Consider the following 18407-nt stretch of genomic DNA (forward strand, 5'->3'; position numbering starts at 1 on the left):
CTGGCCCGGCCATCTGATCCGTGCAGGTAGGATGGCCGGTCGTGACCCTGCGGCTTTTCGACACCGGAACGCGGACCCTACGTGACTTCATACCGTTGGTCCCCGGCCATGCGTCGATCTATCTGTGTGGTGCCACGGTCCAAGGCGAGCCGCACATCGGTCACGTCCGCAGCAGCGTCGCATTCGACGTACTACGGCGCTGGTTGCTTGCCCACGATTACGACGTCGCATTCATCCGCAACGTCACCGATATCGACGACAAAATCCTGAACAAGGCCGCCGAAGCTGGTCGGCCATGGTGGGAGTGGGCGGCGACCTACGAGCGCGCGTTCGAATGGGCCTACGACAAACTCGGCGTGCTGCCGCCGTCGTACCTACCGCGGGCAACCGGCGTGGTCACGCAGATGATCGAGATGATGCAGCGACTGATCGACAACGGTCATGCGTACGCGTCCGAAGGCAACGTCTACTTCGACGTGCTCAGCTACCCCGAATACGGTCAGCTGTCCGGGCACAAGCTCGAAGACGTCCACCAGGGCGAAAGCGCTGGTGAAGGCAAGCGCGACGCGCGCGACTTCACGCTGTGGAAGGCCGCAAAGCCCGGCGAACCCTCTTGGCCGACGCCGTGGGGCGCGGGCAGGCCGGGCTGGCACCTGGAGTGCTCGGCGATGGCCGAGACCTACCTCGGTCCGGAGTTCGACATCCATTGCGGCGGTCTGGACCTGGTCTTCCCGCATCACGAGAACGAGATTGCGCAGGCCAAGTGCGCGGGCGATCCCTTCGCCCGGCTCTGGCTGCACAACGGCTGGGTCACCATGGGCGGCGAGAAGATGTCGAAGTCGCTCGGCAACGTGCTCTCCATTCCGAATGTGCTCGAACGGGTCCGGCCGCAAGAGCTTCGCTACTACCTCGGCAGCGCCCATTACCGGTCGATGCTCGAATACTCCGATCATTCGCTGGAGGTCGCGGCGAAGTCGTACCAAGGCATCGAGGCGTTCGTGCTCAAGACCCGCGACCGCGCGGGTGACGTACCGCTCGGCAAGTGGACCGACGCCTTCGCCGAGGCACTCGATGAAGATCTCGGCGTTCCGAAGGCACTCGCTGAGGTCCACGGTTGCGTGCACGAGGGCAACAAGGCGCTCGACGCAGGCGACCTCGCTGCGGCTGTCGAAGTTGCCAGTCGCGTGCGCGGGATGCTGGCGATCCTCGGCATCGACCCCCTCGACCCGCAGTGGGCGCAGGGTTCGGACACTGAAGCGGCGAACGAGGCACTCGATGTCCTCGTTCATGCCGAGCTCGATCGACGCCAGCAGGCGCGCGCGGATAAGAACTGGGCGGTTGCGGACGGGGTTCGCGACCGATTGGCCGCCGCTGGCATCGAAATCACGGATACACCGAACGGACCCGAGTGGTCCCTGAAGGGTCGTTAGATCATGGCCGGCAATTCGAGCAGGCGCGGAGCGATCCGCAAGACAGGAACGAAGAAAGGCCAGGTCGTCGGGTCGGGTGGCAATCGACGCCGCGGACTCGAGGGGCGAGGCGCGACGCCGCCAGCAGTAGAACGCACGAAGCATCCGGCCGCCAAACGTGCCCGTTCAGCAGCCAAGGCGACGGCGCCCGCGCGCGGCGGGCAGCGCCCAGCGGGCCGTAAGGCCGAAGACGGCCCGGAGACAGTGCTCGGTCGTAACCCGGTTCTCGAATGCCTGCGTGCCGGAGTGCCCGCGACGGCGCTCTACGTCGCAGTGGGCACCGAGAGCGACGACCGGCTGAAAGAGAGCGTTCAGCTCGCTGCCGATGCCGGCATCTCGATTCTCGAGGTCCCGCGTACGGACCTGGACCGGTTGAGCGCCAACGGATTACACCAAGGCATCGCGTTGCAGGTGCCGCCGTATCGGTATGCCCATCCCGATGATCTGCTCGGCCGAGCAGCCGCAGCAGGGGAGGGTGCGTTGCTCGTCGCGCTCGACAACATCACCGATCCACGCAACCTCGGCGCGGTCGTGCGCTCGGTTGCCGCGTTCGGTGGCCATGGCGTCGTCATTCCGCAGCGCCGTAGTGCGAGCATCACCGCCGTCGCCTGGCGGACGAGTGCAGGCGCGGCGGCACGGTTGCCTGTCGCACGGGCGACGAATCTGACTCGCACGCTGAAGGATTGGCAGAGCAAGGGTGTACAGATCGTAGGGCTCGACGCCGATGGCGACACGACGCTGGACAACTTCGTCGGCTCCGGTCCGATCTGCGTCGTCGTCGGGTCCGAGGGCAAAGGACTGTCCCGGCTGGTCCGCGAATCGTGCGATGCCGTGTTGAGCATCCCGATGGCCGGACCGGTCGAGTCGCTCAACGCCTCGGTCGCAGCTGGCGTGGTGCTGGCCGAGATCGCGCGGCAACGCCGCTCGCACTGACACCTATTTGCATGATCGCGCCTGCCCCAGGATCATTTCCGCTATGACGTATCCACCGGGGGACCCCAACCAGCCGATCGACCTGAACAAGCAGCACGACCAGCCGTCGTACGGACCGCCGCCCGGACAACCGAATTACGGCCCGCCGCAGGACCCGTACCAGCAGCAGTACCCGAATCCGTACCAGCAGCAGCCTTCTTACGGTGGCTACTTCGTCGCGCCGGACCATCCGCAAACCGGCACCATCCTGGTGCTCGGCATCCTCGGATTGGTCTTCTGCCAGTTCTGTGCACCATTCGCCTGGGTGATGGGCAAGAAGGCACTCAACGAGATCGACTCGTCCGGTGGCACCATCGGCGGACGCAGTCAGATCAACGCAGGCTACATCTGCGGGATCATCGGGTCGATCATCCTGATCGCATATGTGCTGTTCTTCGCTGTGTTCTTGACGATCGGCATTGCCGGCGGGTTCGACAACTAGTCGGGCATCCGGAGGCATCGCCTGACCCCTCGTGAGTCTTTTAGGAGTCCAGGGACTCCTAAAAGACTCACGAGGGTGGGTGGTTGGCACCCACGGTCGCGCGCCTCTCGGTCAATGGGGTGGGGCGTACGTCAGCGCAGGACTTTGCGTCCGATCGCGTACTTGTGGACCTCGGTGGGACCGTCGTAAAGGCGGAATGCGCGCATGTCGCGGAAGATCATCTCTACGACGGTCTCGTCGCTGATGCCGATCCCGCCGAGGATCTGCACGCAGCGGTCGGCGACCTTGAACAGCTCCTCGGAGACGAAGGCTTTGGCCATCGAACTCTCGTGCCGCGCCTTTTCACCCTGATCCATCAACCAACAGGCGTGCAAGATAGACAGACGGCTTTGGTGCAGCGCAATTTCGTTGTCCGCCAACATGAACGACACGCCCTCGTGCTCACCCAGGGTCTTGCCGAATGCTGTACGCGTCTTGGCGTGTTCGATCGCGATGCTCTGCGCGCGCTCGGCAGCGCCCAACCAGCGCATGCAATGCGTCAGGCGGGCAGGCGCGAGACGTTGCTGGGCGTAGCGGAAGGCTTGACCTGCCTCGCCGAGCAGCGCCTCCTTCGGCAGCTGAAGGTTGTCGAAGCGGACGACGCCGTGCCCCTCGACGTAGTTGCGGTCCATCGTGTTCATGATTCGCTCGAGCACGATGCGGGGTGAATCGCCGTCGGCGAGAAACAGTGTCGGCCCGCCCTGCAGGTGATCATTTGTCTCGAGATTCGCCATGATGATCCACGTTTTCGCGCCACGCGCACCCGTGATGAGCCATTTGAGACCGTTGATCGTGAAGGTCTCGCCGTCGAAGGTCGCAGCCGTTGCGAGCTGGCCGGGGTCCGAGCCTGCGCCGCCCGGTTCGGTCATGGCGAACACCGAGCGCTGGTGGCCTTCGATCACGGGACGCAGAAACTGGTCCGCCTGCTCGGGATTGCAGACCTTGCTGAGGATGAACATGTTGCCTTCGTCGGGTGCAGCGCAGTTCATCGCGACCGGTCCCAATGTCGACCAACCGGCAGCCTCGAACAAGACGGCCTGCTCCAGATGCGAAAGCCCCCAGCCGCCGTACTCGGTCGGCGCCTGGATGGTCAGCAGGCCCGCGGCGCGGGCCTTCCCGATCATCTCTTGGCGCAGCTCGTCGGTCGGTCCGTGCTGGGTTAACCGCGGATCTCGTTCGTACGGGACGATCGTGTCTGTGACGAAGGCGCGAATTCGATCACGCTTCGCAATGAGCTCGTCAGGGATGGAAAAGTCGATCATGGGTGCACCCTCTCAACTGCGCTGTCGTCGGGCTAAGTTAACCACGGTTCGCCATATCCGCCGCCGCCCGGTGTCAGAATCTCCAGTACGTCGCCGGCCTCGACGTCGACGGAATCGGACCCTTTCATCGCCACGACGGACCCATCGGATCGTTCGATTCGGTTGACTCCAAGCTCGCCTGGTTGGCCGCCGGCCATGCCGTACGGCGCCACGCGCCGGTGGTTCGACAAGGTGCTCACCGTCATCGCCTCGGTGAATTCCAGCCGCCGGACCGCGCCGTCACCGCCCTTCCACCGCCCGTCGCCGCCGCTGCCGGACCGGATGCTGAATTCCCGGAGCAGCACAGGCAGGCGCCATTCGAGTATTTCCGGATCCGTCAGCCGCGAATTGGTCATGTGCGTCTGCACCACCGGTGTGCCGTCGTACCCGTCGCCCGCACCGGACCCCGAGCTGATCGTCTCGTAGTACTGGTGATTCGCGTTGCCGAACGTGAGGTTGTTCATCGTCCCCGAGCCCTCGGCGGCAATCCCGAGGGCGCCGTAGAGCGCACCGGTAATCGCTTGTGACGTTTCGACATTCCCCGCGACGACGGCCGCTGGGTAGACCGGCGCCAACATCGAGCCGTCCGGTATGACGATCTGCAGTGGCACCAGGCAGCCGTCGTTCAGCGGAATCTCGTCGGCGACGAGAGTCCGAAAGACGTACAGGACAGCGGCATTTGCCACCGAAGACGGAGCGTTGTAGTTGGTCTCCAGTTGATCCGACGTGCCGGCGAAGTCGATGGTTGCGGAGCGGTCGTTCCGGTCGACGGTGATCGACACCGAAATAACTGCGCCGGAATCCATCTCGTATCGGTAGGTCCCGTCCTCGAGGGTCTCGACCACACGGCGCACCGATTCCTCGGCGTTGTCCTGGACATGCTTCATATAGGCGTGCACGACATCGAGACCGAAGCTGTCGATCATCGCGCCGACCTCGTCCACGCCCTTCTGATTCGCGGCGATCTGCGCGCGCAGGTCCGCGATGTTGGTCTGCGGATTGCGGGAGGGGTAGCGAGCCTCGGTCAGCAATTCGACGGTCTCGTTCTCGCGGAGTGTGCCCTCGCTGACGAGCAGCCAGTTGTCGAACAGCACACCTTCCTCATCGATGTGCGTACTACCGGCTGGCATCGATCCTGGCGTGAGACCGCCTATTTCGGCGTGGTGACCACGTGACGCGACGTAGAAGAGGATCTCGTCGGCATTGGCGTCGAAGACGGGGGTGATGACGGTGACGTCAGGTAGGTGCGTGCCGCCGTGGAAGGGGTCGTTGACGGCGTAGACGTCGCCGCGCTTCATCGTTCCTTCGCGTCGCGTGATGACTTCTTTGACGCTGGGTCCCATCGAACCCAGATGCACCGGGATGTGCGGCGCGTTGGCGATCAGATTGCCGTCCGGATCGAAAAGGGCGCACGAAAAGTCCAGGCGTTCTTTGATGTTCACCGACTGCGCGGTCGATTCGAGCCGCGTACCCATCTGCTCGGCGATCGACATGAACAGATTGTTGAAGATCTCCAACAGCACTGGATCTGCCTCGGTTCCGACATCGGCGTGAGACCGGCGCTGAACTCGCTCGACGACGAGGTGGCCCGAATCATTGCGCTCCGCACGCCAGCCCGGTTCGATGACTGTCGTCGAATTGGGCTCAGCGATGATCGCCGGACCGGTCACTGCCTCACCCGGCTGCAGTTCGTCACGTTGCCGGATCGGTGCGTCGTGCCATTCGTCGCCGGCGTACAGCCGGACCGACCCGGATTCGCTCTGGGTTGAATTCGATTGCGGGATCGCCAGATCAGGCTGCTCGGTGATTCCGGTCGCTTCGACGGAGAGCGCTTCGACGACCATCGGCCGGTCCATCAAGAACGAATATGTTGCACGGTGCGAGCTTTCGAAATCCTGGACCATCTGGTCGTAGTCGCCGAGTGTGACGGTCACTGCGGTGTCGGTGCCGTCATAGCGGACCTGTGCGCGCCGAATGATCCGAATCCGTTCTGCGGGAACGCCTTCATCGAGCAATTCGGATCGCGCGGCTTCTTCGAGCCGGTCTGCCTTGTCTTCGATGTCGGTCATCGAATCCGCTGCCAGCGGCACTTCCACAGACTGTTCCCTCATTGCTGTGGTGTCGGCGAGACCGATTCCGAGTGCCGACAGCACGCCTGCCATCGGTGGTACGAGAACTGTGTCGATGCCGAGCGAGTCGGCAACTGCACAGGCGTGCTGGCCGCCCGCGCCGCCGAAAGTGGTGAGCGCGTAGCGGGTTACGTCGTGACCCTTCTGGACCGAGATCTTCTTGACGGCATTCGCCATGTTGGCGACCGCGATCTGCAGAAATCCCGCAGCGACCTGTTCGGCAGTGCGGTCGTCGCCGGTTTTCTGCGTGATCTCGGCCGCGAGGTCAGCGAACTTCTCTGCCACGACGTCGGCGTCGAGCGGCTCGTCGCCGTTCGGTCCGAAGACGTGCGGAAAGTGCTCGGGCTGAATCCGTCCGAGCATCACGTTCGCGTCGGTCACCGTCAACGGACCGCCGTTGCGGTAGCACGCCGGACCCGGATTGGCACCCGCGGAATCCGGACCGACCCGGTACCTGCTGCCATCGAAATGCAGGATCGAGCCACCGCCCGCCGCGACGGTGTGAATGTCGAGCATCGGTGCCCGCAGTCGAACTCCCGCGACCTGGGTGTTGAACACTCGCTCGAGGTGGCCCGCGTAATGCGAGACATCGGTTGATGTTCCGCCCATGTCGAAGCCGATGACCTTGTCGTAACCCGCGATTTCGCTCATGCGAACCATGCCGACGATCCCACCCGCGGGGCCAGACAGGATCGCATCCTTGCCCCGAAAATGTTGTGCCTCAGCCAGTCCGCCATTGGACTGCATGAACATCAACCGCACTGCGTCTTCGCCCTGCCCACCCAATTGATCCGCCACCTCGCTGACATACCGCCGCAGCACAGGGGACAGGTAAGCATCGACCACCGCGGTGTCGCCGCGCGGGACGAGTTTCATGAGCGGGCTGGCTTCTGCGGATCGAGAGATCTGCTCGAACCCGACTTCTTCGGCGAGCCGTGCGATCTCGGCTTCGTGGTCCGGGCACAGGTGGCTGTGCATGCACACGATGGCGACCGCACGGATACCGTCGGCGAAACAGCGCTCCAGATCGGCCTTGATGCGCTCCGGGTCGGGTGCCTGCAGGACCGTACCGTCCGCTGTCACGCGCTCGTCGACCTCGATGACGGTGCTGTACAACGGTTCCGGGAGCACGATGTGGCGATCGAAGATTCGTGGCCGGTTCTGGTATCCGATTCGCAGGGCATCGCGGAAGCCGCGGGTGATGATCAGTGCGGTCGGCTCGCCTTTGCGCTCGAGGAGCGCGTTGGTGGCGACCGTTGTTCCCATGCGGACTGCTTCGACCTGGTCCGCAGGGATGGGTTGCGCATCGTCGATGCCCAAGATTTCGCGGATGCCCGCGGTCGCGGCGTCACGGTAGCGAGCCGGATTCTCGGAGAGCAGCTTGTGACTGAGCAGCTCGCCGTCAGGGCGGCGGGCGACTATGTCGGTGAACGTGCCGCCGCGATCGATCCAGAACTGCCAGCGTCCGTCGGTCACCGGTCGATCATATTCAGTCGACGGTGACGACGACCTTGCGTCTCGCGTCGCGGTTGCGTCGAGGTCCGATCACGCGGCAGACCAGGTAGATGACAAACGAAATCGTGGTCACGAACGTGGAGACCGGTGCACCGGGGGCCAGCGAGAGCAGGATTCCGCCGACAGCAGAGATTTCGGCGAATGCGATCGCGAGCAATGTCGCCGCGAGCGGGTTGGCGGTGACTCGTGCGGCCGCTGCGGCAGGCGTGATGAGCAACGACAGGACGAGCAGCGCGCCGACGATCTGTACACCGAGAGCTGCAGCAACGCCGACCAGCACCGCGAAGACGATCGACAGCGCACGGACCGGAACGCCACGCGCCACCGCGACTTCGGGATCGGCGCTGGCGAACAGCAACGGCCGATAGACGACTGCGAGGACTGCGAGGACAGCGATGGCGCACACCATGAGCAAGGTCAATCCGCTGTTTCCGACGCTCACGATCTGTCCGACGAGCAGCGAGAAGCTGGAACCGGAGCGGCCCGGATAGAGCCACAGAAACAGCACCGACAGCCCGAGGCCGAAGGAGACGATCACGCCGATCACCGAGTCGCGTTCCCGCGCTTTCGTTCCCAGCAACCCGAACAGGACGGCGGCAACGACTGCGCCGAGGATGGCCCCGATCCCGACGCTGACTCCGGCAAGCAACGCCGCTGCCGCGCCGGTCAGCGACAGTTCGCTGGTGCCGTGCACCGAGAACGACATCTGCCTGCTGATGATGAGCGGTCCGATCGCGCCTGCCAGCAGACCGAGGATTGCGGCGGCGAGCAGCGCTTGTTGTACGAAGTCGTAGGACAGTAGGTGCGCTGTCGTGGAGAAGTCGAACAGCTTCGAGAACAGCTCGCTCAGCTTGTCGTTCACCGCCACTCCTCGTGAACGTGATGTCCGCCCGCGGTGCCGAGGGCATCCATGGCGTCACCGGTGCCGACGACGACGAGCCTGCCGCGGACCTCCAGTACATCGACCTCGGTCTTGTACAGGTCGGACAGCACCTTCGACGTCATCACTTCGCGGGGCCGACCGATTCGGAACTGACCGTCGACCAGGTAGAGAACGCGGTCGACGAGGGGGAGGATCGGGTTGATCTCGTGCGTGACGAACAGAACCGCGGTGTTGTGTGTGCGGCGGCGCCGATCGATGAGTTTGGAGACGAGGCGCTGGTTGGCTAGGTCGAGACTCAGGAGCGGTTCGTCGCACAGAAGCACGCTCGGATCGCCTGCCAATGCCTGCGCTACACGGAGCCGTTGTTGCTCGCCGCCCGATAGCGAGCCGAGGGGTGCATTGGCGAACGCCGATGCGCCGACCTGCTCGATGACGTCGGCCACGATGCGGCGACGGCGGGCCAGACCACGGATGCCGAGGCCCCAACGGTGTCCGTCCACGCCGAGACCGACGAGTTCGACGCCACGCAATGGCAGGCCTTCATCGATCGACTTCTGTTGCGGAATGTAGCCGACATCGGAATTGCCTGCGCGCGCAGCTGTTCCGGCGATGTGAGCGGTGCCGGACGTCAGCCCGAGTTGGCCGAGCAAGACTTTGAGCAGTGATGTCTTGCCGGACCCGTTCGGTCCGAGTACGGCGACGAACTCGCCAGGCGCAACGTCGAGATCGAGGTTCTCCCACAGGGTGCGATCGCCGAACGACAGCCGCGCGCCCGCGAGTGACACTGCGGGCGTGCGGCTTTCATCGTTCGGTGAATCAGGCTGTGGCACTGGCGAATCCTGGTCTACCGCGGTCGAGCTCGCGGCATAACTCAATTGAGCGCCTTGGCGAGTGCTTCGGCGTTGCGGGTCTGCCACTGAATGTAGTCGAGGCCCTCGGGAAGTGTCTCCGTAACTTCGACGATCTGAACCCCCGCGGATTCGGCGACCTTGCGAAGATCCTCGGTCACCTTGTCCTCGGTCTGGATGTTGTAGACCAGCGCCCGGACCTTCTTCGAGGTGAGCAGGTCACGCGTGGTGGCGACAGCATTCGCCGACGGATCGTTGCCTTCTTCGATCGCCTCCTCGAATTCCTTCGGGGTCAAATCCTCGACTCCCGCGGAAACGAGAAGGTAGTGCGCGATCGGCTCGGTCTGCGCAACAGGGCTGTTCGGGTGATCGGCTGCGATCTTGCCGCTGATCTGGGCAATGCCGTAGAGCTGGGTTTCGAACGTGGCGGCACGGTCGCCGTAGGTCCGTGCGTTCGGGGGATCGAGCTTGGCGAGTTCGTCTGCGATCTTGTGCGCGACGGCGTCGACGGTGGTGATGTCGTACCAGACATGTTCGTTGCGCTGGCCGGTCACGGACGGATCGGGAGGCAGCAACTCGTACGCGTCGACAGTCGGCTTGTCCTTTTTGCCGTTGAGGATCTTCTCGATGAACTCGTCGTAGCCGCCGCCGTTGAAGACGACCAGGTCCGCATCGGTCACCGTCGCTGCGTCGCTCGGCGTCGATTCGTAGGAGTGCGGGTCCGCGCTGGGATCGCTGATCAGCGACTTCACCGACGCGTTGTCGCCTGCGATCGCCGAGGCGACCGAGCCCCACACGTTGGTCGACGTGACGATCGTCGGCTTGCTCGATGACGAACTGTCGTCCGACGAACCGCATGCGGTGAGAGCGAAGGCGGCCGATAGACCGATCACGGCAATGGCGGTGCGAAGTGGGCGGCGCACAGGAAACTCCCGACTGTTGCTAATGGAAATCATTTCCGTTGTACTTTAGCGCACGCACAGCTCGTGAGTCTTTTTGGAGTCTCTGGACTCCAAAAAGACTCACGAGGGGTGAGGTTAGGCAGAGAGCAGCTGCGCGCAGCGAATCAGACCGAGGTGGCTGTACGCCTGCGGGTGGTTGCCCAGTGATTTCTCGGCGACGGGGTCGTATTCCTCGCTCAGCAGTCCTGTCGGCCCGGCCACCTTCACTAGCTGGTCGAACAGCGCTTCCGCGTCGGACCGCTTGCCTATCAGCAGATACGCCTCGACCAGCCACGCCGCGCACAGGTGGAAGCCGCCTTCGCCGCCGGGCAGTCCGTCGTCGTGGTGATAGCGGTAGACCGTCGATCCGCTGCGCAGTTCAGCCTCGGTCGCGACGACCGTGGCCGCGAAGCGGGAATCTGCCGGATCGATCAGACCGCTCAGGCCGATGTGCAGGGTCGCGGCGTCGAGGTCGGTGCCGTCGTATGCCGCCGTGAACGACTGAACCTCGTCGTTCCAGCCCTTGTTGACGACCTCGTCGGCAATCGTGTTGCGCAACTCGGACCACGCCGGGTCGAGCGGCCGGCCGAACTGCTGGGCCAGCGTCAGGGCCCGGTCGATCGTCACCCAGCCCATGACCTTCGAGTACACGTGGTGGCGCGGTGCGCCGCGAATCTCCCAGATTCCATGGTCGGGTTCACGCCACCGCCGCTGGACCGCGGAAACCATGGCGCACACCAATTCCCAGTCGACGTCGGGAAGCGCTACCGCTGGATCGCTGATCCCGGTCGCTTCGCGGGCGTGGGCGAGCGTCGAGATCAGGTCGACGATCGGACCGAACACGTCCAGTTGCACCTGCATGTTTGCCGCGTTGCCGACCCGGACCGGTCGCGAACCGGCGTAACCGGGCAGCGCGTCGATCACGGCTTCGGGTGGCAAGCCGCTGCCGTAGATCGTGTACAGGGGGTGCAGTCGCTCGGGTCCGGGGAGTGTTTCGAGCACCTCGTGCACCCAGGCCAAGTATTCCTCGGCCTCCTGCAACGATCCGACCGACACCAGCGCGGAAGCGGTGAGGGCCGCATCGCGCAGCCAGCAGTACCGGTAATCCCAGTTGCGCACGCCGCCGACGTCTTCCGGCAGCGACGTGGTGGCGGCGGCAAGGATCGAGCCGGACGGCGCATGGACCAGCCCGCGCAAGGTCAGCGCGGACCGACGCATCAGGTCCGGCTTGATCGGAGGCAGGTTCAGCGACGCGGCCCATTCGCTCCAGTACGCCTCGGCGAGCTTGCGACGGTCCGCCTCGTCGTTCGTCGACGGCGCAAGATCCCAAGTGCCGCAGCGCAGTTCGAGCACAATTGGACCTTCGGACGGATCGACGACCGCTGTCGCGCTCTGGTGCACACCGTCGCTCTTGATCTCCCATTCGACGCCGGGGGAGCGCAGCACTAGTGGATCGTTCGGACCGAACACCCGCAGGCCGAAGGTCTCCTGCTCGAGTTGCACAGGCACCTGCCCGAATTCGGGGCGGGGTGCAAAGCTGACGATCGCCTTGGCGTCGCCGGTGATGATTCGAGTGAGGTCCGTACGGTCGAGGCTGACGTCGTGCGGCAGGTAGTCGGTGACTTGCAAGCTCGCCCAACGAGTCTCGACCGTCATCGTGCCGTCGACGTAACGCTGCGACAGCGGCAACGCGCTTCGCTGCGGTCCGACGGAGAAGTGGCCCGCTTCCGGACCGCCGAGAAGGTGCGCGAAAACCGCACCCGAATCGGGTTCGGGGTGACACATCCAAGTGATGGTGCCGTCCGGGGTGACGAGGGCAACCGAGCGGGGGCTCGCCAGCATGGTCAGTCGTTCGATGGGTGGCGCGCTCGCGCCGGAAAGCCAATTACGTCGCTGATCGAGCAGGAATGCCAGCGCAGTGGAGACGTCCTCGGTGCTGTCGACACGGAATTGTGCGCCGCTGTCGCCCTCGCCGACCTTGATGCCGATATCTGGGCCGTGCAGGCGTGCGAACGCCTTCTCATCGGTGACGTCGTCGCCGAAGAAGATTGCCGCAGAGGCAGATTCCTGATGCCGCAGAATGTCGAGCGCTTCGCCCTTGTCGGTGACGATGACGGCCAGTTCGATGACCGATTTTCCTTCGGTGACCTGAACGCCGACCCAACTCGCCGGACCCTGACGTGCCTTTTTGAGGGCCTGTCGGGCAACTTCCGGCGTGGCATTGCGAACGTGCAGCGCGGCGCTCGCGGGCTTGTGTTCGACGGTGACGCCTTCGTGCGTGGCGGCAATGGCGTGGAACTCGGTCACCAACTCGTCGAGCAGCTGCTTTGCGTCGTTGTCGATCGCGTGCACGAAGCCGACGTCGAACTCGGACCCGTGGCTGCCGACCAACTGCACTTCGACCGGCAGGCGTGACAGCGCAGCCAGATCGCGCAGGGCGCGACCTGAGATGACGGCAGCGGTCGTGCCGGACAGGCCTGCCAATGCGCGCAGCGCAAAGACCGATTCCGCGTGCGGGAACGCTTTGCTCGGGTCGGACACGATCGGCGCGATGGTGCCGTCGTAGTCGGATGCGACCAGCAATCGCGGCGTGCGCGCGATGGTCGACAGGGCACGACGCAACTCGGGAGAAAGGTCGTCAGCGCTCACGTAACAAACCTAGGGGATAGGCCCCGTCAGCACGGCATTGTGGGCCTGGAATTTACTTCAGATCACAACGATTCGTTGCCGAGCAGCAGGTCGACCGTGAGCTCCAAGCGGGCTGTGACGTCCGTCGCTGACGACCGGCGGGTCAACCAGGCGACGAGATTCGACAACCACACGTCGCTGATGACCCGGGCGATCGCGAGTTCGCGCTCGGTCGGCTCGCCGTCGCTCATGGCGCGACCGAACAACTTGTCCATGACCTTGCCGACCCGATCGACCTCGGCGGCAGCCGACGCATCGGCGAACATGAACGCTCGCGTCATCGCCTCGGTGAGCAGGGGATCGCGCTGCATTGCCTTCGTGATCTGACCGAGGATCAGGTGCATCCGCTCTTGGGGCGTGTCGCCCGGTGGAACCTTGCGCTTGCCTTCGATCCGCTCGAATTCGCGAGCGAGCGCAGACACCAGAAGGTGCACCTTCGACGGGAAATAGCGGTACAGGGTGCCGACGGCGACCTCGGCTTTATCGGCCACGGCACGCATCTGAACTGCGTCGTAACCGCCTTTCGACGCCAACGCGAGCGTGGCGTCGAGGATGCGCTTACGGCGCTCGCGCTGGGCGTTCGAGCTCAGATCGTCGTCGCTCAGTGTTGTGACGGTGCCGTTGCCCGCACTACGCGGTCGTGAGGGCGATGCCATCGACACTCCTCGTTCTCGTGGATTGTGCTTGCAAGTTAATCGCTTTGACCAGGTAGTTATCTCGTCGCTTGACTCTAGACTGGTAAACACATTAGAACACGTTCTACGCGTTTGTGTCATTCTGAGAAGGGCGGAACCGGCTGTGACTATCGCCACGACCGATGAACAGAAGGCGGCGCAACACGCCATTCGAGCATGGGCGCGCAGGGCTGAGCCCATTGCAGCGGTCCGTTCGGGTGCCCCCGATTTCTGGCGCGCGAACTGGGAGGGCGTCGCTGAACTCGGTATGTTCTCGGTCGCGTTGCCCGAGGATGTGGGCGGTGTCGGCGGGACCGTCGCAGACCTCGCAGCGATGCTCGAGCAGGCCGCAGGCGGGCTCGTCGGTGGACCGATGCTCTCGACCGCTCTCGCCGGACTGGTCATCGCCAGGCCCGGGTCGACGCTGGCGGCCAAGCGATGGGGTCCGGAGATCGCCGACGGCAGCCTTCCAGTCGCCGTCGCGATCGACGGACCGATTCTCACCGGTACGCGTGACGACGACGGCGGGCTGATCGTCGACGGCGCTGCCGGTTACGCGATCGGCGCAGGCGGTGGCGTCGCCGTGCTCGTGCCGGCGTCGGTCGACGGCAGCCCGGTGTGGTGCCTCATAGACGGCGACGCGGACGGATTGAGCGTCGAATCGGTGCCCGCCCTCGACCACAGCACCCCGCTTGGGCGGGTGACGTGCGCTCACGTCCACGTGAGCGCCGACCGGCTGGTCAGCGACGTTCGTCCCGGCCTTGTGCTGGACCTTGCGGTGACGCTCGCGGCCGCGGAAGCTGCGGGTATTGCCGGGTGGTGTCTGGATACCGCGGTCGAGTACGCCAAAATTCGCGAGCAGTTCGGCAAGAAGATCGGCTCGTTCCAGGCGATCAAACACATCTGCGCCGAAATGCTGTGCCGCGTCGAGCGAACTAGAGCGGTCGCCTGGGATGCCGCCGTCGCTGCAGAAGACGGCGTCGACCTCCCGATCGCTGCCGCCGTTGCGGGCGCAGTCGCGCTCGATGCGGCTGTCGATACGGCCAAGGACTGCATCCAGGTACTCGGCGGCATCGGCTTCACCTGGGAACACGATGCGCACTTCTACCTGCGGCGAGCGACGGCGCTGCGGCACCTGCTCGGTGGGTCTGCCCGCTGGCGCAGCCGCGTGACGGAACTGTCGAGGGCAGGAGCACGGCGCGGCACTGCACTCGATCTGAGCGGTCTCGACGACGAACGCGCAGGGCTGCGCGCCGAGGTAGCCGATATTGCGGCCTTGGCGCCGGAGAGTCGACGTGTGGCATTGGCCGAGAGCGGTTTGCTCGCACCCCATTGGCCCGCGCCGTACGGCCGGGCCGCGAATGCGGCGACGCAATTGTTGATTGCCGAAGAACTCGACAGCGCCGGCGTCGAGGTGCCGGACCTGGTCATCGGGTGGTGGGCCGTCCCCACGATCCTCGAACACGGCACGCCCGAACAGATCGAACGGCACGTCATGGCAACTCTTCGCGGTGAGCTGGCGTGGTGCCAGCTGTTCAGCGAGCCGGGCGCCGGGTCGGACCTGGCAGCGCTTCGCACCGCCGCGACGAAGGTCGAGGGCGGCTGGTCGTTGCAAGGTCAGAAGGTGTGGACGTCGGCGGCGCAGAAGGCCGACTGGGGCATCTGCCTCGCGCGGACGAACAAGGACGCGCCGAAGCATCGGGGCATAGCCTATTTTCTGATAGATATGCGCAGCAAGGGAATTCGGATCTCGCCGTTGCGCGAGATCACCGGCGAAGAGCGCTTCAACGAGGTGTTCTTCGACGACGTCTTCGTCCCGGACGACTGCGTGGTCGGCAAAGTCGACGGTGGCTGGCGGCTCGCGCACACCACGCTCGCCAACGAGCGGGTTGCAATCGGCAAGGGGTCCTCGCTCGACGCCGCGCTGGAGACTTTGCTCGACGCGACCCAGCCGGACGACCCCCTGATTGCGGACCGCTTGGGAGCACTGATCTGCGATTCGACGGTCGGAACGTTGCTGGAACTGCGAACGACGATTCGGCAGTTGGAGGGTCAGGACCCAGGCCCCGAGTCGAGCGTGCGCAAGCTCGTCGGCGTGCGCTACCGCCAGGACGTCGCGGAGTTCGCGCTGGATATCGCGGGGCAGGATGGTGCGCTCGATAATGAGCCGTCGCGCGCGTTCCTTCTCACTCGCTGCCTGTCCATCGCGGGTGGGTCGACGCAGATTCTGCTGACCGTCGCCGCCGAGCGAATCCTTGGGCTTCCTCGGGATTAAGTGATACAACTGAAACACGTTCTACTTCGAGTTGCAGGAGCGCGGGTTGGATTTCAACAGAGATCAGACACAAGACGCGGTCGCGGAAGCGGCCGTCGGCTTGCTCGACCGTGCAGCAAGCCAGTCCGCCGACGCGTTGTGGTCCACCCTGCACTCGGCCGGGCTGGTGTCGCTCGCGCTGCCGGAGCGCTTCGGTGGTGACGGTCTCGGGATCGGTGCGGTCACGACGTTGCTCACTGAGATCGGCCGGCGTGCCGCGGATGCGCCTGCGCTCGCAACCCTGGGCTTCGGCGTGCTCCCACTGTTGGCGATGGCAGACGACGAGGTGCTCGATGCGATGCTCGGGCAGGTCGAGGAAGGTGCGGTCCTGACTGCCGCGCTCAACGAGCCTGGTGCGCCCTTCACGACGTCACCGGCCACAACAGCTGCGGCGGAAGGTGATTCGCTCGTCATCTCCGGTTCCAAAGTCGGCGTGCCCTACGCCGACCAGGCATTTCGAATTCTCGTCCCGACCGATGCGGGTGTCGTGCTCGTCGCGCCCGAAGCGCCAGGCGTGACGTTGACGCGGACGCCGACGTCGTCGGGTGCGCCGGAGTTCGCCGTCCGGTTCGACGGTGTCAGCGTGCCGAAATCGCAACTGTTGCAAGCGGAGTTGCGCGTACTGCACCGACACGCGCTGGCGTGCATGGCTGCTCAGGCAGATGGACTGTTGAGCGGCGCAATGGCCCTCACCGCTGCGCACATCGGCACCCGGCAGCAGTTCGGCAAGCCGCTCGCCACGTTCCAGGCTGTTGCGCAGGAGATCGCCGACGTTTACGTCACGTCCAGAACACTGCACGTTGCGGCGCTCTCGGCAGCATGGCGGCTCGGCGAGGGACTGCCTGCCGACGACGATCTCGACGTGGTCGCCTACTGGCTCGCGACGGAGGTGCCGGCAGCGATGCAGGTGTGCCACCACCTCCACGGCGGATTGGGTGTCGACGTCACCTATCCCATGCACCGCTACTCGTCCCAGGCAAAGGACCTAGCGCGGCTCGTCGGCGGATCCTCTTTGCGACTCGACCTTTTGGGGGCGCGGTGTACATCGAACTGACCGACGAGCAGCGTGCGCTGCAAGCCGAACTGCGCGAATACTTCTCCAGTCTGATTTCCGCGGACGAAGCCGAAATCATGATGACCGAGCGGCACGGTCCGACCTATCGCGAAGTCATTCGACGGATGGGTAAGGACGGCTGGCTCGGGGTCGGCTGGCCGAAGCAGTACGGCGGCCGCGGGTTCGGAGACGTCGAGCAGCAGATCTTCGCCAACGAAGCGGTCCGCGCGGATGTGCCGCTGCCTGCGGTAACCCTGCAAACCGTCGGACCGACGTTGCAGACTTACGGATCCGAAGAGCAGAAGCAGAAGTTCCTGCCCGCGATCCTGGCCGGCGAAGTCCACTTCGCGATCGGCTACTCCGAGCCGGAGGCCGGCACGGACCTTGCAGCCCTGCGATGCTCAGCGGTCCGAGATGCCAACGGCGACTTCGTCGTCAACGGTCAAAAGATCTTCACCACCGGCGGTCACGATGCCGATTACATCTGGCTTGCGGTCCGCACGGGCCCGCCCGATTCCAGGCATCGTGGGATCTCGATTCTGATCGTCGATACCAAGGATCCAGGCTATTCGTGGACGCCGATCATCACTTGCGACGGCGCCCATCACGTCAACGCGACCTATTACTCCGATGTGCATGTTTCCGCCGAAATGCTTGTCGGGCAGGAGAATGCGGGCTGGAAACTGATCACGACCCAGCTCAACCACGAGCGGGTGATGCTCGGTCCTGCGGGGCGGATCGGTGGTTTGTACGACAAGCTGAGGTCTTGGGCGTCGGCTCGTAATCTGCTCGATCGCAGCGATGTTCAGCGCATTCTCGGCGAGATCCATGCGACTTATCGGCTCAACGAACTGCTCAACTGGCAAGTCGCGAGTGTCGAGGGAGCGGTCGACATCGCAGACGCGTCGGCGACCAAAGTCTTTGCTACCGAGCGCATTCAACGCGTCGGGCGCTTGGCGGAGGAGCTGGTCGGTCGACACGGCGATCCGTCGGATCCCGAAACGGCGCAGCTGCAGGACTGGCTCGACAAGCAGGTCAAACGGAATTTGGTGATCACCTTCGGCGGCGGCGTCAACGAGGTGATGCGCGAGCTGATCGCGACAGCCGGGTTGAAACTACCGCGCGTGCCACGTTAGGA

The 18407-nt window shown here is 64.5% G+C and carries 13 protein-coding genes; 6 read left to right on the plus strand and 7 right to left on the minus strand.

The genetic code is table 11. The features are described from left to right. Nucleotides 1–41 precede the first annotated feature (41 nt). Genes cysS through FGL95_RS32405 form a run of 3 tightly spaced genes read left to right on the plus strand, consistent with a single transcriptional unit; the run spans nucleotide 42 to nucleotide 2883 of the window. Entirely contained in the window at nucleotides 42–1430 is a 1389-nt protein-coding gene (gene cysS / locus FGL95_RS18215) for a cysteine--tRNA ligase (protein ID WP_169589417.1), read from the plus strand. A gap of 3 nt (nucleotides 1431–1433) precedes the next feature. Beyond that, a complete protein-coding gene (gene rlmB, locus FGL95_RS18220) occupies nucleotides 1434–2402 on the plus strand; it encodes a 23S rRNA (guanosine(2251)-2'-O)-methyltransferase RlmB (RefSeq protein WP_169589419.1) in 969 nt (322 codons plus the stop codon). 43 nt (nucleotides 2403–2445) lie between these two features. Next, entirely contained in the window at nucleotides 2446–2883 is a 438-nt protein-coding gene (locus tag FGL95_RS32405; protein ID WP_240963125.1) for a DUF4190 domain-containing protein, read from the plus strand. Nucleotides 2884–3014: 131 nt separating this feature from the next. Here FGL95_RS32405 and FGL95_RS18230 read toward each other — a convergent pair whose 3' ends face one another. The 7 genes from FGL95_RS18230 to kstR all read right to left on the minus strand — a co-directional run bounded on the left by FGL95_RS18230 (nucleotide 3015) and on the right by kstR (nucleotide 13883). Next, complete coding sequence (locus FGL95_RS18230; protein WP_169589421.1) at nucleotides 3015–4184, minus strand: acyl-CoA dehydrogenase family protein; 1170 nt, start codon at nucleotides 4182–4184, stop codon at nucleotides 3015–3017. A gap of 32 nt (nucleotides 4185–4216) precedes the next feature. Beyond that, entirely contained in the window at nucleotides 4217–7828 is a 3612-nt protein-coding gene (locus FGL95_RS18235) for a hydantoinase B/oxoprolinase family protein (RefSeq protein ID WP_169589423.1), read from the minus strand. 13 nt (nucleotides 7829–7841) lie between these two features. Next, nucleotides 7842–8729, minus strand: a complete 888-nt coding sequence (locus FGL95_RS18240) for a metal ABC transporter permease (protein WP_169589425.1) — start codon at nucleotides 8727–8729, stop codon at nucleotides 7842–7844. After that, nucleotides 8726–9580, minus strand: a complete 855-nt coding sequence (locus FGL95_RS18245) for a metal ABC transporter ATP-binding protein (RefSeq protein ID WP_338079914.1) — start codon at nucleotides 9578–9580, stop codon at nucleotides 8726–8728. Before FGL95_RS18245 ends, FGL95_RS18240 begins: the two co-directional genes overlap by 4 nt. A 41-nt stretch (nucleotides 9581–9621) precedes the next feature. Continuing rightward, nucleotides 9622–10554 carry a metal ABC transporter solute-binding protein, Zn/Mn family gene (locus FGL95_RS18250; RefSeq protein ID WP_169589427.1) on the minus strand — a complete coding sequence of 311 codons (933 nt, stop codon included), beginning with the start codon at nucleotides 10552–10554 and terminating at the stop codon, nucleotides 9622–9624. 81 nt (nucleotides 10555–10635) lie between these two features. Further along, nucleotides 10636–13188 (minus strand): trehalose-phosphatase, encoded by a 2553-nt coding sequence (gene otsB / locus FGL95_RS18255; protein WP_169589429.1) that lies wholly within the window; start codon nucleotides 13186–13188, stop codon nucleotides 10636–10638. Between the two features lie 62 nt (nucleotides 13189–13250). Next, entirely contained in the window at nucleotides 13251–13883 is a 633-nt protein-coding gene (gene kstR, locus FGL95_RS18260; protein WP_169589431.1) for a cholesterol catabolism transcriptional regulator KstR, read from the minus strand. Nucleotides 13884–14025: 142 nt separating this feature from the next. On the opposite strand from kstR, the gene FGL95_RS18265 reads away from it, so the two are divergent. Genes FGL95_RS18265 through FGL95_RS18275 form a run of 3 tightly spaced genes read left to right on the plus strand, consistent with a single transcriptional unit; the run spans nucleotide 14026 to nucleotide 18405 of the window. Then, nucleotides 14026–16176: an acyl-CoA dehydrogenase family protein gene (locus tag FGL95_RS18265; RefSeq protein ID WP_169589433.1), complete on the plus strand. Its 2151-nt coding sequence runs from the start codon at nucleotides 14026–14028 to the stop codon at nucleotides 16174–16176. A gap of 46 nt (nucleotides 16177–16222) precedes the next feature. Further along, a complete protein-coding gene (locus FGL95_RS18270) occupies nucleotides 16223–17269 on the plus strand; it encodes an acyl-CoA dehydrogenase family protein (RefSeq protein WP_169589434.1) in 1047 nt (348 codons plus the stop codon). Continuing rightward, nucleotides 17254–18405 (plus strand): acyl-CoA dehydrogenase family protein, encoded by a 1152-nt coding sequence (locus FGL95_RS18275; RefSeq protein ID WP_169589436.1) that lies wholly within the window; start codon nucleotides 17254–17256, stop codon nucleotides 18403–18405. The genes FGL95_RS18270 and FGL95_RS18275 overlap by 16 nt, the downstream gene beginning before the upstream one ends. Nucleotides 18406–18407: the final 2 nt, after the last annotated feature.

This window comes from Antrihabitans stalactiti (assembly GCF_012932915.1).
GTDB classification, from domain to species: Bacteria; Actinomycetota; Actinomycetes; order Mycobacteriales; family Mycobacteriaceae; genus Antrihabitans; species Antrihabitans stalactiti.

What these genes read in the sequence shown, in the direction of transcription:
- kstR (WP_169589431.1), bottom strand. Translation starts at nt 13,883, where the DNA reads ATGGCATCGCCCTCACGACCGCGTAGTGCGGGCAACGGCACCGTCACA.
- rlmB (WP_169589419.1), top strand. Translation starts at nt 1,434, where the DNA reads ATGGCCGGCAATTCGAGCAGGCGCGGAGCGATCCGCAAGACAGGAACG.
- FGL95_RS18250 (WP_169589427.1), bottom strand. Translation starts at nt 10,554, where the DNA reads ATGATTTCCATTAGCAACAGTCGGGAGTTTCCTGTGCGCCGCCCACTT.
- FGL95_RS18230 (WP_169589421.1), bottom strand. Translation starts at nt 4,184, where the DNA reads ATGATCGACTTTTCCATCCCTGACGAGCTCATTGCGAAGCGTGATCGA.
- FGL95_RS32405 (WP_240963125.1), top strand. Translation starts at nt 2,446, where the DNA reads ATGACGTATCCACCGGGGGACCCCAACCAGCCGATCGACCTGAACAAG.